The organism is Leifsonia sp. KNZ13-11D, assembly GCF_056754895.1.
This window is the reverse complement of sequence record NZ_JBPGWU010000001.1, coordinates 727,142-741,781: the sequence shown is the minus strand read 5'-3', so window position 1 is coordinate 741,781 and position 14,640 is coordinate 727,142. Positions and strand designations below refer to the sequence as shown.

Sequence of the window (14,640 nt, the reverse complement as noted above, 5' to 3'; positions counted from 1 at the left end):
CGATGACCGAAAACACCGCCGCCCTCGAGGGCCTACTGACCGCCTGGGCCGAGCGCATCCGGGACCACCAGCCGGAGCTGGTCGCCTCACTGTTCACCGAGGACGCCGTCTTCCAGGGCTTCGATCCGCGCCACACGGTGGGCCGCCCCGGCGTCGCCGCCTACTACGACAAGCAGCCCGTCGGTCTGAACCCGCAGTACCGCGTGCAGGAGGTCCGCTCGTTCGGTGAGGACGCGCTGCTGGCCTTCGTCGACGTCGACTTCGTTCTGCCGTTGGGCGAGGTCATCCCCACGCACCTGACACTGGCCCTCACCCGGGTCGGCGACGCGTGGCGCATCCGCCAGTACCACGTGTCGAAGATCGGCGCGTAGGCTGCGACCGATCGGCAGGGAGGACGCAATGGAGTTCTTCGTAGAGATGGTCACGACCGTCCCGGGCGGTACATCGCCCGAAGAGGTCGCCGCCATGCGCGAGCGAGAAGCGGCCCGCTCTGCGCAGCTGGCCGAGAACGGAAGCCTCCGGCGCCTGTGGCGTCCGCCGCTCACACCCGGCGAGTGGCGCAGCTGGGGCATCTTCTCGGCGCCCGACGCGGACGCCCTCGAACGAATGCTCGCCACCATGCCGCTGCGCGCGTGGCGACAAGACTCGGTGACACCGCTCAGCCCACACCCGAGCGACCCAGGCCTGGGGAGGGCCTAGCAGCTGACGAGGGCGGCCGCGCATGCGACCGCCCCGTCAGCATGCCAGTGACATGCGCCGCCCGACGGGCATAGCCTGACGCTTGACACGACGGCTTTCACCGGGAAGGGACGACGTGATGGACTCGATCACGGCAGCGATCGAAGAGCACTGGAGAGCATCGGAGCTCGGCGACATCACCACGGAGCACGCGATCTACGCCGATGATGCGGTGCTCGACTATCCCCAGTCCGGCGAACGCTTCCGGGGGCGCACGACGATCGCCGCCCAGCGCGGTGGACATCCGGCCCAGCGCCACTTCACGGTCCTGCGCATCCAGGGCGAGGGATCGTTGTGGGTGAGCGAATGCATCATCAGCTACGACGGAGTACCGAGTTTCTCGGTGTCCATCATGGAGTTCGCCGAGGGACGGGTCGCACACGAGACCCAGTACTTCGCGGACCCGTTCGGCGCACCGGATTCTCGGCTCGCGTTGGCGGAACCCATGCCGGGGCGGGAGATACGGCGGGCCCAGCCATGATGCAGACGCCCCTTCAGCCCGTCGGCACTCTGCTCTCCGTCAACGTCGGACTGCCCAAGGACGTCGCGTGGAACGGGACGACCGTCCATACCGGCATCTACAAGCAGCCCGTGAGCGGCCCCCGGCTCGTCCGCCGGCTCGACGTCGACGGTGACGGACAGGGCGACCTCGCCGGCCACGGTGGCGAGATGCGAGCGGTCATGGTCTACCAGCAGGCCTCGTATGGTCACTGGGCGACGGAACTCGGTCGCGACGATCTGGTGCCCGGCAACTTCGGCGAGAACTTCACGGTGGACGGCCTCCCCGACGACAGCGTGTGCATCGGCGACCGCTATCGCATCGGCAGCGCCGTCTTCGAAGTCACCCAACCCCGCGTCACGTGCTATCGCGTGGGCCTGCGACTGGGCGTTCCCGAGATGGCGGCCCTCCTCGTCTCTCACCACCGTCCCGGGTTCCACTTCCGGGTCATCGAGGAGGGGATGGTCGAAGCGGGCGAGCCGATCTACAAACTGAAGACCGGGCGGCACCGGCTCACGGTCGCAGCCATCGACGCCCTGCTCTACCTTCCCGACCGGTCGCGGACGATGTTGAAGCTCGCCGTCGACGTCCCCGCCATGAGCCCGGGGTGGCAGCAGTCCTTCCGCGAGCTCGTCGCGGCCTCCGACGCCGGAGCAGAAGCGCCCCGACCCGACGCAGGCGTGGAGCCGGCGTGGAGCGGGTTCCACCCGTTCACCGTCACCCGGACCGAGCGTGTCACTCCGTCGGTGCTCTCGCTGTATCTGTCGGACGCCTCAGGCTCTACGCTGCCGGATCCTCGTCCCGGACAGTACCTGACCGTCCGGGTGCGGGTGGACGGCATTCCGACGGTGCGCAGCTACTCGATCTCCGGCCGGCCCGACGATCGCAGCTACCGGATCAGCGTGAAACGCGAGGAATTCGGCACGGTGAGCAGGTACCTCCACGATCATGTGACGCAGGGTGCCACGCTCGACGTCGCGGCCCCACGCGGGGAGTTTGTGCTCGGCGACGGGGCGGAACCGATCATCCTCGTCTCTGCAGGCATCGGAATCACACCCGTTCTCGCGATGCTCGGCTCTCTGGCGAAGAGCGCCAGCTCGCGACGGGTCTGGTGGCTGCATGTCGCCCGGACCGCCGCCGACTACGGTCTCGCCTCAGAGGTGCAGACACTCCTCGACGCGCTGCCGGAGGCGCACTCGACCATCTACGTGACGCGCGCCGCGGCAGGCGACGCTGCCGATGCCCCTGGCACGGTTCGAGGCCACCTGGACGCCGCGCAGCTCCGACTCCTCGGCCTGCCAGGCGACGCCAGCGCGTACGTCTGCGGTCCGACGGGCTTCATCGATGCCATGACGGACGAACTCCGCTCGGTCGGGGTCGAGCCCGCCCGAATCCACTCCGAACTGTTCAGCGCCCTGGCGGCGTCGACCCCGGGAATCGCAGCCAAGCCGGCCGTACCCGTCCACCCGCCGCTCGGCGAACCGGGAACCGGCCCGTCCGTCTCCTTCACGCGCAGCGGACTTACCGTGAACTGGTCGGACCGGTTCGCCTCTCTACTGGACTTCGCAGAGGCCTGCGATGTGCCGACGCGGTGGTCGTGCCGGACAGGTGTCTGCCACACGTGCATCACCGGCGTCCTCAGCGGAGAGGTAATGTATTCGCCGGAACCGCTCGAGCGCCCGGACGCGCAGCAGATCCTGCTGTGCTGCTCCCGTCCCGTCGACGACCTGGTCATCGACGCCTGAGGATGCGATGAGGCGGGTGCGTCCTACTTGATGGCGCCGCGCATAACACCCCCTATGATCCAGCGCTGGAACACGAGATAGATCAGCACCATCGGAGTGAGCGCCAAGATATACGACGCGAAGGCCAGGTTGTATTGCGTCGTGAACTGGCTCTGGAAGACGTTCTGCACGAGCGGCAGAGTGAACTGGTTCTGGTCGCTGAGCAGCACGAGTGGAAGCAGGAAGTCGTTCCAGACCCACAGCCCGGTGAGGATGGCGACCGTCGCGTTGACTGGGGCCAGCAGAGGGAAGATCACCCGCCAGAACGTGGTCCACGGGCCTGCGCCGTCCAGCATCGCCGCCTCCTCGAACGTGGTGGGAATCGTGCTGAGATACCCGACGTACAGAAGTACGTTGAAAGAGAGGTTGTAGACGACATACAGGATGATCAAGCCGACGAGGTTGTCCAGGTGGATCGCCGCCATCTCTTTCACGAGCGGCAGCATGACGATCGGGAAAGGAATGAACAGGGCGGTCAGGAAGTAGACGAATATCCCCTTATACAGGCGCTTATGCAAGTTCCTCGCGATCGCGTAACCCACCAGCGAGTTGGTCACGATGACGAAGGCGACAGAGAAGCCGGTGACGAGGAGGCTGTTTCCGAGAGCGCGGAAGAAGTCTGTCAGCTGGATGGCATCCGCGAAATTGCTCCACTGCCAGTGCTGCGGAAGCGCCCAGAGGTTCCCGCGCATCTCGCTCGGAGTCTTCAGGGCGGTGACGACGGTGAAGTACATCGGCACGGCGATCGTCAGAGCGCCCACCGCCAGAAGTCCGGTGAGCAGCCAGCGGGAGATGCGGTTGCCGGTCGTAGTCGGGTTCATGCGAGCGCCTCTCTCCTACGAAGCACGCGCAACTGGATGATGGCGAGCGTGCCGAGGACGACGAAGTACAGGACGGCGTTGGCCGACTGATAGCCGAACTCACCGCCGGAGAACCCCGCCTTGTAGATCAGGTAGGAGATGGACTGCGTCGCCGATCCCGGTCCGCCCTGGGTCAACGCCACGATCTCGTCGAAGACCTGCATGAAGTTCTTGAAGCTCAAGACGATGTTGATCGTGAAGAACGGAGCGATGAGCGGGAACGTGATCGACCAGAAGCGGCGCCAGGCCGACGCGCCGTCCATAACCGATGCCTCCACGACGTCCGCGTCGACCGTCTGGAGCCCCGCGATGTAGATCACCGTGGTCGTCGCGCAGGCCTGCCACACGGTGACGATGACGATGCCGATCCACGCGGTCGACTCATCGCCGAGGATGTTGCTGGACAGCCAGGGGATCTCGAGCGCCTGCCCGATCTGCGGTACGCCGGTCGAGAAGATCGTGCTGAAGATGTAACTGACCACGATCACGGACAGCACTCCGGGTAGGAAGTAGACGCTCCGCATGAACGAGCGGAAGCGGATTCCCGCGCTGAGCCCTAGCGCAAGCAGGAGGCTGATGACGTTCGCGAGGATGGTGGCGACGACGGCGAACTGCAGCGTGAACAGGTAGCTGTGCAGGACGTCTTCATCGGTGAAGAGGCGGATGTAGTTGGCGAACCCGACAAAATTCGAGCTGCCGTAGCCTCGGCTGTCGGTGAAGCTGTAGAACACGCCCTGCAGAGCCGGCAGGGTGTGGAACACGAAGAACAGGATCACGGCCGGCCCCGCCATGAGGAGCGGCGCGAACGCGACGCGTCTGCGCGCCGTCCGGGGGGGTGCCGGGCGTGCCGGCTCCGGACGGGCCGATGACTGTCCGTCCGGAGCCGACGTGTGAGAGCGCAGGGAGGTCATTTGCCCGGCTTCAGCCCGTACTGCGCGAAGTCCTTGTCGATCGCCTTCAACCACGCCGTCTGATCGCCCGACTTGAGGTACTCCTGGCAGAGCGCCTGGTACTGCGTGCCGCCGGCGAAGTATCCGTCGGAGTACGTCGTGGTCTTGGCAGGGTCGATCCACGCCGTCTTCAGCTCGGCCATGATCGCGTCATTCGACGTCACGTCGTTCCGAACGGAGAACAGGTACTGCTCGTCGGCGTACTTCTGCTGTGCCGGCTTGCTCATGAGGAAGTCGAAGAACTGCTCCGCCTCTTTCGGATGTGCGGAATCCTTGTAGAGGGACAGGTAGGAGTCGGGACCGGCGGGGACCTTCGTCGCATCCCCGGCGACCGGATTCGGCATGACGAACGCGCCGAGCTTCAGGTCCGGGTTTGCCTTGGTGATGGCTGGAAGCGCCCACGTGCCGTTGACGAGCATCGTGCCGTTGCCGTCCGCGAAACCGGCGACCGCGTTGTCATAGTCGGTGCCCCAGGCGTCCGGCTGAGCGTAATCCTTGAGCTCCAGCATCGCCTTGGTGGCTTGCTTCCACTGTGGCTGCGTCTCGAAGGTGGTCGTGCCCTTCTGCAGCTGCTGCAGCAGATCCGTCGGCTTCGACGAGGCGACGACGGAGTTGACGAGCATCATCGAGTTCCAGGAGTCCTTCCAGCCGAAGTTGAACGGCTCACCGCCCGCGTCCTTGATCGTCTTCGCGTTGGCGAGGAACTGGTCCCAGGTCGTCGGCGGTTTGAGGCCGTACTTGTCGTACTGATCGACGTTGTAAAAGACGATCTGCGCGTTGGTCGCCCACGGCACGGCGAGGTCCTTGTCCGTCTGACCCGCTTCGCGAAGGTACGCGAGCGCGGCCTTATCGTCGACGGCCTTGTAGCCCGTGGTGGTGCTCAGATCCTTGAGGATGCCACTCTGGGCCAGGTCGTAGTAGGCGCTGACGTTGAGCGCGATCAGGTCCGGGACGTTGCCCTTCGCCAGCCGGGACTTCAGGACCGTGACGGCATCCTGAACCGCGGTCTGCTTCACCGTGATGTTCGGGTGGGACTTCTCGAAGTCCTTGATGAGCTCGTTCACCGTCGCGATCGCCTCGGGCTTGTTCTGGAAGATCTCCAGTTGCACTTTTCCGCCGCCGCCGCCGCTCCCACTGCACGCGGCAAGCGCGACGGCGATGGCGGTCGCGGCGATGGCGGCCGAGAGGGCGCGCCAGATGGATTTCTTCACAATGCCTCCTTTGGTGTGAGTGAAGAGGTGGGGGCCCGGCGCACGGCGGCCAGGCGGTTCAGAAAAAGGTCGCGGAACGCGGCGACGTCGGTATCGATGGCTACGCGGATTCGCGAGCTAGGCTGGTCCGCTGCCCATGGGATGATCCGGAGCGAACCGTCATCGATGTCGGTCTCGACCCTCGCGGGGATGAAGCGGCAGATGCCGTCCGCAATCGCTGCGGCGATGACGAGCGGGTCATGGAGGTGGCAGACCGCCGATGAGCCGACGGCGCTATGCTCGCGGGACTGCCCGGTGATCCACGCCTCGACGCAGTCGGCGATCCAGTCGACGGCCGCATCCCGGCTCTGCTCGCGCAGCCAAGAGACATCCCCGAGATCGAGCGTCGTCCTCAGCGTCTGATCGATGCCCACGATGCGGATGCCGGCGGCGGAGCCGAGGACGACGCTCGCCGCCTCCGGGTCGACGAACACGTTGAAGTCGCCGCGGATGTCGACGTCGCCGGTATCCCCGGTGGCGTTGCCCGCCATGAGGATGATCTCGCGCACATCGCGCGCGAACGACTGGTCCGACTGGATCGCCTGCGCGAGGTTGGTCAGCGGGCCGATCGCGAGGATCGTGACCTCGCCCGGACGGGCGGCGACCTGCCGGCGCATCCAGGCGACAGCCTCCGCCTCATCCTCATCCGGCTTCGGAGAGGGCTGCGTCGCGGCAGGCGTCGGCATGCCGAACCGCTGCCAGACATCGCTCATGCGGCGACGCAGAGGTGCGGCGGCCCCTTCGAGGACGGGCACGTCCTCCCGGCCCAGCCGACGCAGCAGACCGCGAGCAGACTCGACGCCCGTCGCGGTCGGGACGTTGCCGTTCACGATCGTGCAGCCGAGCACCTCGAGCTCCGGCGACGCCAGGGCCAGGGCGATCGCGAGACCGTCGTCGAGCACGCTCCCGGGAGCGCCGATACCCGGGTCGGTGTCGATGATCACAGGCAACCGACTCATTGGCGTCGTCCCAGCCGGGTGAGGAGGGCGTCGGTCCGGTCGGCGAGTTCGGTCACGGTGATGCGGTCAAAGCCGCGCACCGCGCTGCGCACGTGGATGTGGGTGGTGCCGATGAGCTCGGTAGGAATGGCCGCCGCTCCGTGCAGGGCGCCGAAGACGCTTCCGACGGTCGCCCCATTCGAGTCGGTGTCATTGCCCGCGGCCACCGTGATTGCGAGGGCCTCGGTGAACGATCCTCCCCAGAGCAGGCCCGCAGCAATGATCGCCGCGTTGTTCACGGTGTGGACCCAGTTGTAGTGACCCAGCGCCGCCTCGATCCAGTCCAACGCCTCGATGTGGTCCCCGCCTGCCGAGTGAACGTCGAGGATCCCCTGCACCGCATGACGGAGACGTGACCGGTCGGGCACGACTGCAAGCGCTGTCTCGATCGCGAAGCGGGCGTCCTCCGTGGCGAGCGCCGCTGCCACCAGAGCCGCTGCCCACATCTCTCCGTAGACGCCGTTCTTCACATGGCTGAGGCGCGCATCGATGAGAGCCGCCGATGCGGCGGCCGCCGGGTCGCCGGGATTGAGGTAGCCGAAGATGTCGGCCCGAATGAGAGCACCGATCCACTCCCGGTACGGGTTGCGGTACGTGGCGACGTCGCGCCCACGCTTGCCGAGGATCAGGTTCCGGTATGCCGCGCGCTCTGCAGTGAAAGTCTGCGTGAACGGCAGGCGGTCGAGCCACTCACGGGCGATGTCCGCGGTCGTGATGGCGTCGCCGTACTTCTCCATCATGAAGAGCCCGAGGATGGTCCAGTCGATGTCGTCGTCCCGCGGAACGTCGGTGAAGTTCCCGAGTGATGACACGGCGGCATCGGGATGGAGCGGGCCGACACCGGCCGGCCGGCGGTCGAGCAGCCGGACGTAACCTGTCTGCGGCCAGTCCCCGGTCGCCCGCAGGTAGGTCTCGATCTCCGAACGGCTCAGTCCCTCAACCGGCTTGCCCATCGTGTTGCCGACCGTGCGCCCTTGCCAGGCGCCGACGAGACGGTCACCGAGCTCGATGCCGTCGAGCGGGAGTTGCGGCGCTCGGACTGCGATCGCTTCGAGGACCGCTTCGTCGTCGGGCTCGTCGTACGCCCACTCGCGGCTGAGGGGCAACTCCGCGAGATCACGGTCGATTCGCTCGAGCTCGGCGAAGTCGTTCGACGACGCTGCGCGCCGCGCGTCGGCCTCGAGGGAGCCGATGTCGTAGCCCGAGTGAGCGCGCTGCTGCGCTTCGTCGGGAACGAGGTCTCTGGCGTCCAGAACGTCGTGCATGTCTTCTCCCTTGGGCTATAAAACTAAACCGGTTTGCTCAGGAATGCTAAGCTGCCGGCCCCCGAACTATCTTGCGAGCGGGGCGAGCCGCCTCGGAAGCGGCGCATTTGATGCAAACCGATTTGCGTAGATCGACGCTAACACACGTGGACTATTCCGCGCTACGGCCTCAACGGTCTTGTCGGCGCGTGGCCACAACCTCGGCCGCTGCAGTCGAGGCGCGCCGTGCGGCCGAGACCAGATCTGCGCCCTGAGAAAGGGCTGCGGCCACCGTCCCGGCGAAACTGTCGCCGGCGCCGGTCGTATCCACCGGCGCCGACACGGCGTCTGCGGGGACGATGTGATGACGCCGCGCCTCGACGACGTGCGCGCCCCGGGAGCCGTCCGTGACGATCACGGACCGGGCGATGGCACCGAGCTGCAGCGCCAGCGCCGTGACGGGCATCGACGTAGCGGCGAGGAGGCCGCGCGCTTCACCCGCGTTGACGATCACCGGGTCGGCGGTCGTGAGCAACCCGCGCAGAGGATGATCGACGGGGAGTGCGAGCCACTGGTCCAGCGGGCTCGGGTTGAACACCCAGCGCCGACCCTGCGACTCCGCCCACTCCGCCGCCGCGACGACCGCGTCCACTGGCGTCTCGAGCTGGCACACGACGATGTCGGGACGCAGCCGATCGAGCGCCCGTGCGACATCCCGAGGAACGACGCGCGCGTTCGCGCCCGGTACGACGACGATGCTGTTCTCGCCGTCCCGGGACACGACGATGAAAGCCGTTCCCGACGCCGTCTCCACCCGTTCCAGATGACGGAGGTCGATTCGGGCTCGCTCAAGCGCATCGGTCATCGTTCCGGCGGCGGCGTCCCTCCCCACGGCGCCGACGAAAGCGGTCGGGGCAACGCGCGCCGCGGCCACCGCCTGATTCAGACCCTTACCGCCTGGAAATTGGGCGATCGTGCCCCCGAGGACGGTCTCGCCGGGCCGCGGGATGCGATCGGCGCCGACGACGATGTCGAGATTCGCCGACCCGACGACCGCGACGGAGGTCTTGGAGGGCGACGCTGGTCGTCCGTTCATCGCGGCTCCTTAGGCCGACTCGCGGATCACGAGTGTGTGTTGAATGAGGAGATGGCGCGGAGTGGCGGCGGCGTTCGTGCTCTCGATCCGGTAGAGCAGGAGCTCGCCGGCAGCTCGCCCGATCTCCTCAGCGGGGATGCGGACCGTCGTCAGTGCGGGGTCGACGAGGCTGGCCGCGTCGATGTCATCGACTCCGATGATCGCGATCTCCCCGGCGGCACGGCCCGACCGCCGAACCGCGTCGATCGCTCCGATCGCCATCATGTCGTTCGCGCAGAAGACGGCGGTCGGCGGCTCCTCCAGACTCAGCAGCGTCCCCATGCAGGCGAAACCGCTCGCCCGCGTCCAGTCCCCCTCCACGATGAGCTCCGGTGCCGACGGAAGACCGTGCCGCGCGTAGGCGGAACGGAAGCCCTGAAGCCTCGGCCGGCCGGGGGCCTTGTCCTGAGGCCCGGTGATCGTGGCTATCCGATGGTGGCCCGTGGCGACGAACCGATCCACGGCGTCCTCCGCGAGCCGGACATCGTCCGAGGTCACCCAGTCGATGGCGAGATTCGAGATGGAGGAGCCGACGGCGACCACCGGGATGCGCTCGTCGAGAACGGACTCGATCTGCTCGTCGATGTCGGCCACCGCCACGACGATGCCATCGACGCGGCGCTGGATCGCCTCCTTGATGAAGGTCTCGACCGCGGCCGGTCCTGAATCTCCGTCGAACAGCATCACGACATGCCCGCTGTCGCTGACCGCCTTCTGAACCCCCCGGGCGAGCGCGGGATAGAACGGGTTGGTGATGTCCTGGGCGACGAGCGCGATCGTGTTGCTCCGATTGCGGTTCAGCGCCCGGGCGAAGAAATTGGGGCGGAAGCCCATCTCCTCCATGACCTTCTCGACGTGCCGACGGGTGCTCGGCGACACCGGACGCTTGCTGGAGAGGACATGCGAGACCGTCGTCTTGCTCACGCCGGCCGCCGCCGCGACATCGTCGATCGTCACCCCAGCGCCTGAATTGCGCCGCACACGAGCGCGCTCGTCTCCCGCCTCCGCCACGGTCATCCCCTCTGCACCAGCCTGAACAAACTAGTTTGCATAGAGGAGGCTATGGCACGTCCGCCGCACAGGTCAAGCCGCGGCGGCCGCTTCCCGAAGCGTCGACCGGTTGGCCTCAATCTCGTGCCGGTGCTCGTCGGCCCACGACATCAGTCCCAGCATCGGCTCGATGAAGCTGATCCCGAGCGGCGTGAGGCGGTATTCGACGTGTCGCGGCATCCCCCCGAGATCCTCCCGAGACACGAGACCGTCCGCCTCCAGCGATCGGAGCGTCACGGCGAGCATCCGATGGGAGATGCCATCGATGATCTGCTGCAGCTCGGTGAACCGGCGCACGCCTCCAGCCAGCGCGACGATCGCATGCATCGACCACTTGTCGCCGATCCGTTGCAGCAGGTCGCGCATCACGTGGTGCGAGGCGGCGGTCATGATGCACGTGCGGTCCAGGTCGGCGGTGAGATTCTCCTCGGACATCATCCATCCCTTCCGGGCATGACAACGCACGACGGGCGGGCGGTGTTCCACGGAACAGACAGACGGGCTTCCACGGCACCTCAAAGTGCGTGCATACGCACCTGAAAGTGCTGATGAGAGGGCCGGAATGCGAGCACCAGGACGTGCTGTTCGGCTCGATGACAGCGAACGCTCGCTGGATTCCCACACGAAATTACCGATTGAGAAACACCATGACGAAGATCGCCATCATCGTCGGCAGCACGCGTCCCGGACGCCGGGCCGCCGATGTCGCCGACTGGGTACTGCAGAACGCACGTGCCCGCAGCGGCGCGAGCTACGAACTCGTAGACCTGGCCGAATACCCCCTACCCCACTTCGACGAGGCGCTCCCGCCGGCGATGGGACAGTACGAGAACGACCACACGAAGGAGTGGGCGGCAACCATCGCCCAGTACGACGGATACATCTTCGTGACCCCGGAGTACAACCACTCCACCTCCGGCGTGCTGAAGAACGCCATCGACTACCTCTACGGCGAATGGAACAACAAGGCCGCCGGGTTCGTCAGCTACGGCAGCGTCGGGGGAACGAGAGCGGTGGAGCACCTCCGGCTCATCGCGGCGGAGCTCCAGATGGCGACCGTGCGCTCGCAGGTCGCGCTCTCCGTCTTCGCCGACTTCGAGGACTTCACCGTCTTCCGTCCGCTGCCTGCGCACGACGCCGCACTCGAGAACCTGTTCGTCCAGCTGGAGCGCTGGTCGGCAGTCCTCGCGCCTCTCCACACTCTGAGCAACTAAGGAAAACGAAAATGGAACAGCAGAAGAAGGTCGCGATCGTCACGGGAGCATCCCGCGGAATCGGTCGCGCGATCGCCGAGCGCCTCGGCCGCGCAGGCGTGAACGTCGTGGTCAACTACTACCCGGGTGAGCTCGCCGCCGCGGAAGACGTCGTACGCACGATCCGGCAGAACGGCGCGGACGCCATCGCCGCGCAGGCCGACATTTCCGACGAGACGCAACTCCGCGGACTGTTCGACCTGGCTGAAGCGCACTTCGGGCGGATCGACATCCTGGTCAACAATGCCGCGAACACCACCCACGGCACGATCGCGGAGACGACCGTCGAGGCGTTCGACGCTGTCTTCGCGACGAACGCGCGCGCCGGTTTCGTCGCGCTCCGAGAGGGCGGGCTGCGGCTGCAGGACGGCGGCAGGATCGTCGTCATCTCCGCCGGGCTGACCGTGATGCCGCGCGCCGGGACGGGCGTCTACGCCGCCAGTAAGGCCGCCGTCGATCACCTCGTGCGCGTTCATGCGCGCGAAGTGGGGCACCGCGGTATCACGGTGAACAGTGTCATGCCCGGCGCGGTCCTCACCCAGGCCCTGCTCGACGCCGGACCGGCGGTGATCGAAGGCGAAGTGGCCGCCACTCCCCTCGGCCGGGTCGGTCATCCTGAGGACATCGCCGACATCGTCGCGTTCCTCGTCTCCGACGACGGCCGTTGGGTCACAGGGCAGACCATCGGCGCCGGCGGCGGGATGTTCTGAGGCGTCTCGGACGACCGAGCGAATCCGATGCCCGTTCCGACCTGTGCCGGAACGGGCATCGTTCACGTCGACCGGACGAGCCGGTAACCGGCCGCCCGCAGGGTCTCGGACATATGCTGGGCGTACCACTCCGGCCACTGCTGGTCGTAGACGCCGCCCAGGTCGACCGCCTCGTGCACCCCGTGCGCCTCGGCCGCCTGCCGGAGGTGATCGAGGATGATGTGGGTCTGCTCCTGGTCGGACTCGACCGCGTTCTCGCTCATCGTCCCGGCAGCCGCTTCTTGATCTCCTGCAGGATCCAGCCGTTGCCATCTGGGTCCTCGAAGGAGGCGAACGTGGAGTAGTCGGCGCGTTCGGGGTGCGGACCGCTGACGCGCTCGCGCTCACCGGCGTGGTGGAAGATGCCCGTCGAGTCGTGCCAGAGCTCAGAGACGGAGACGCCGGCTTTCATGAGGGCGTCGCGCGCTTCGTCGATGTCGTACACCGTCAACTGCAGCCCCTGCGTCGAGCCGGGAGGGGCGTCCGTGAGCCCCGTGCCGAAGATGATCGAGGCCTCCGACTCCGGTGGAGTGAACTGCACGATGCGGTACCCGTCCTGCACGGAGAAATCGGCGTCCTCGCGCCAGCCGAGCGACTGATAGAACGCCTTCGCTCTGTCGACGTCCGATACGGGGAGGAGCACGACCTCCAGTTTCATGTACATGCTGATCATCCTTTCTGTCGCGCTGCGGTGCGCTGGTTGAGGCGGTATGTCTCGAGCAGCCGGAGCCAGATCTCGCTCACGGTGGGATACGAGGGAACGGCATGCCAGAGCCGGTCGATCGGCACCTGGCCGACCACGGCCGTCGTCGCCGCGTGCAGCATGTCGCCGACGTCCGGGCCGACGAGGGTCACCCCGAGCACGACGCGGCGGTCGTCGTCGACGACCATCCGCGCCCGACCCGCATAGCCGTCGGCCCGCACCGAGGCGCCCGCGACCCAGCCCATGTCGTAGTCGGCGACGCTGACGCGATAGCCGGCATCCCGGGCGGCCGCCTCCGTGAGTCCCACGGACGCGATCTCCGGTTCGGTGAACGTCACCTGCGGCACCGCTTCATGGTCGGCCGTCGCGACATGCGCGCCCCACGGCTCGTCGAAGATCTCTTCCCCCGCTGCCCGCGCGGCGATGACGTCTCCCGCGATGCGCGCCTGGTACTTGCCCTGGTGCGTGAGGAGGGCGCGGTGGGTCACGTCGCCGACCGCGTAAAGCCACTCGAAGCCGGGCAGCCGCATCGTGTCGTCGGTCGGGAGCCATGACCCTGGCGTCAGCCCGATCGTCTCCAATCCGATCGCCTCCGTGCGCGGCCGACGTCCCGTGGCGACGAGGATCTCGTCGGCGACGACGGTCCCGCCGTCGGTCTCGACCCGCACACCATCCTCATCGCGTCCCACCCCGCTGACGGTCGTATCCGTCAACAACGTCACGCCCATCGCGCGCAGCGATGTCGCGAGCAGCTCACTGGCGAACGGTTCCATGCCTCTCAGCAGTCCGTGACGCGAGACGAGGGTGACGGTGCAGCCGAACCCCGCGTACGCGGTCGCCATTTCGCAGGCGACGACACCGCCCCCGATGATCACGAGGCTCTTCGGAACCGTCTTCACGCTCGTCGCATCGCGGCTCGTCCACGGTTCGCTGGCTCGCAGCCCCGGGGTGTCGGGGATCACGGCATCCGATCCAGTCGAGACGACGACGGCCACGCGGGCGCCCAGTATGGTCTCCGACCCGTCCGAGGCGGTGACGATGACGCGCTTCTCCCCGTCGAGCCGTCCGTGACCCCGGATGAGCGCGATGCCGGCTCCATCGACCCAGTCGACCTGGCTCTGGTCGGACCAGTCGTGCACCTGGCGGTCCCTGCGGCGCAGCACCGCCTCCACGTCGAGTTCACCGGTCACGGCCGCAGCCGCGCCGTCGACCGCGCGCGCTTCCCGAAGCGATTGCGCCGGTCGCAGCAGCGCCTTCGACGGGATGCACGCCCAGAAGGAGCACTCTCCGCCGACGAGTTCGTGCTCGACGAGAACTGCTGAAAGGCCGCCTTGCACCGATCGCTCCGCGACGTTCTCCGCGACGGCTCCCCCTCCGATGATGACGACGTCATACTGCTGCTGGTCCACACTCATCTCCTCGCCCGA

At 67.0% G+C, this 14,640-nt stretch carries 17 protein-coding genes; 6 read left to right on the top strand and 11 right to left on the bottom strand.

Annotated features, from left to right (window positions below; translation table 11 throughout):
* The first annotated feature begins 2 nt into the window (after positions 1 to 2).
* From ACR9Y5_RS03710 to ACR9Y5_RS03695, 4 genes are all read left to right on the top strand, one after another.
* Positions 3 to 371 carry an SgcJ/EcaC family oxidoreductase gene (locus ACR9Y5_RS03710; RefSeq protein WP_481296709.1) on the top strand — a complete coding sequence of 123 codons (369 nt, stop codon included), beginning with the start codon at positions 3 to 5 and terminating at the stop codon, positions 369 to 371.
* 28 nt (positions 372 to 399) lie between these two features.
* Positions 400 to 699 (top strand): muconolactone Delta-isomerase family protein, encoded by a 300-nt coding sequence (locus ACR9Y5_RS03705; RefSeq protein WP_481296708.1) that lies wholly within the window; start codon positions 400 to 402, stop codon positions 697 to 699.
* Positions 700 to 817: 118 nt separating this feature from the next.
* Positions 818 to 1,219, top strand: a complete 402-nt coding sequence (locus tag ACR9Y5_RS03700; RefSeq protein WP_481296707.1) for a nuclear transport factor 2 family protein — start codon at positions 818 to 820, stop codon at positions 1,217 to 1,219.
* The gene (locus ACR9Y5_RS03695) at positions 1,216 to 2,982 is read left to right on the top strand and encodes an MOSC domain-containing protein (protein WP_481296706.1); all 1,767 of its coding nucleotides are present in this window, start codon (positions 1,216 to 1,218) and stop codon (positions 2,980 to 2,982) included. The genes ACR9Y5_RS03700 and ACR9Y5_RS03695 overlap by 4 nt, the downstream gene beginning before the upstream one ends.
* 23 nt (positions 2,983 to 3,005) lie before the next feature.
* Here the strand turns inward: ACR9Y5_RS03695 and ACR9Y5_RS03690 are convergent, their stop codons facing one another.
* The 8 genes from ACR9Y5_RS03690 to ACR9Y5_RS03655 all read right to left on the bottom strand — a co-directional run bounded on the left by ACR9Y5_RS03690 (position 3,006) and on the right by ACR9Y5_RS03655 (position 10,898).
* Positions 3,006 to 3,842 (bottom strand): carbohydrate ABC transporter permease, encoded by an 837-nt coding sequence (locus tag ACR9Y5_RS03690; protein WP_481296705.1) that lies wholly within the window; start codon positions 3,840 to 3,842, stop codon positions 3,006 to 3,008.
* The gene (locus tag ACR9Y5_RS03685) at positions 3,839 to 4,657 is read right to left on the bottom strand and encodes a carbohydrate ABC transporter permease (protein WP_481296704.1); all 819 of its coding nucleotides are present in this window, start codon (positions 4,655 to 4,657) and stop codon (positions 3,839 to 3,841) included. The genes ACR9Y5_RS03690 and ACR9Y5_RS03685 overlap by 4 nt, the downstream gene beginning before the upstream one ends.
* Positions 4,658 to 4,788: 131 nt before the next feature.
* Complete coding sequence (locus tag ACR9Y5_RS03680; protein WP_481296703.1) at positions 4,789 to 6,042, bottom strand: ABC transporter substrate-binding protein; 1,254 nt, start codon at positions 6,040 to 6,042, stop codon at positions 4,789 to 4,791.
* Entirely contained in the window at positions 6,039 to 7,025 is a 987-nt protein-coding gene (locus tag ACR9Y5_RS03675) for a nucleoside hydrolase (protein ID WP_481296702.1), read from the bottom strand. The genes ACR9Y5_RS03680 and ACR9Y5_RS03675 overlap by 4 nt, the downstream gene beginning before the upstream one ends.
* A gap of 11 nt (positions 7,026 to 7,036) precedes the next feature.
* Complete coding sequence (locus tag ACR9Y5_RS03670) at positions 7,037 to 8,344, bottom strand: ADP-ribosylglycohydrolase family protein (protein ID WP_481296701.1); 1,308 nt, start codon at positions 8,342 to 8,344, stop codon at positions 7,037 to 7,039.
* Between the two features lie 169 nt (positions 8,345 to 8,513).
* Positions 8,514 to 9,419 carry a ribokinase gene (locus ACR9Y5_RS03665; protein ID WP_481296700.1) on the bottom strand — a complete coding sequence of 302 codons (906 nt, stop codon included), beginning with the start codon at positions 9,417 to 9,419 and terminating at the stop codon, positions 8,514 to 8,516.
* A 9-nt stretch (positions 9,420 to 9,428) separates the two neighbouring features.
* Positions 9,429 to 10,415 (bottom strand): LacI family DNA-binding transcriptional regulator, encoded by a 987-nt coding sequence (locus tag ACR9Y5_RS03660; protein ID WP_481296699.1) that lies wholly within the window; start codon positions 10,413 to 10,415, stop codon positions 9,429 to 9,431.
* Positions 10,416 to 10,541: 126 nt separating this feature from the next.
* The gene (locus tag ACR9Y5_RS03655; RefSeq protein ID WP_481296698.1) at positions 10,542 to 10,898 is read right to left on the bottom strand and encodes a winged helix-turn-helix transcriptional regulator; all 357 of its coding nucleotides are present in this window, start codon (positions 10,896 to 10,898) and stop codon (positions 10,542 to 10,544) included.
* Between the two features lie 257 nt (positions 10,899 to 11,155).
* Here ACR9Y5_RS03655 and ACR9Y5_RS03650 point away from each other — a divergent pair, with 257 nt between their 5' ends.
* The gene (locus tag ACR9Y5_RS03650; RefSeq protein WP_481296697.1) at positions 11,156 to 11,722 is read left to right on the top strand and encodes an NADPH-dependent FMN reductase; all 567 of its coding nucleotides are present in this window, start codon (positions 11,156 to 11,158) and stop codon (positions 11,720 to 11,722) included.
* 11 nt (positions 11,723 to 11,733) lie between these two features.
* The gene (locus ACR9Y5_RS03645) at positions 11,734 to 12,471 is read left to right on the top strand and encodes an SDR family oxidoreductase (RefSeq protein WP_481296696.1); all 738 of its coding nucleotides are present in this window, start codon (positions 11,734 to 11,736) and stop codon (positions 12,469 to 12,471) included.
* A gap of 62 nt (positions 12,472 to 12,533) precedes the next feature.
* On the opposite strand, the gene ACR9Y5_RS03640 is transcribed toward ACR9Y5_RS03645, so the two are convergent.
* From ACR9Y5_RS03640 to ACR9Y5_RS03630, 3 genes are read right to left on the bottom strand one after another with little or no spacing between them, the layout of a single operon-like run.
* Entirely contained in the window at positions 12,534 to 12,734 is a 201-nt protein-coding gene (locus tag ACR9Y5_RS03640; protein ID WP_481296695.1) for a hypothetical protein, read from the bottom strand.
* The gene (locus ACR9Y5_RS03635) at positions 12,731 to 13,174 is read right to left on the bottom strand and encodes a VOC family protein (protein ID WP_481296694.1); all 444 of its coding nucleotides are present in this window, start codon (positions 13,172 to 13,174) and stop codon (positions 12,731 to 12,733) included. Before ACR9Y5_RS03635 ends, ACR9Y5_RS03640 begins: the two co-directional genes overlap by 4 nt.
* A gap of 5 nt (positions 13,175 to 13,179) precedes the next feature.
* Positions 13,180 to 14,628, bottom strand: a complete 1,449-nt coding sequence (locus ACR9Y5_RS03630) for a dihydrolipoyl dehydrogenase family protein (RefSeq protein WP_481296693.1) — start codon at positions 14,626 to 14,628, stop codon at positions 13,180 to 13,182.
* Positions 14,629 to 14,640: the final 12 nt, after the last annotated feature.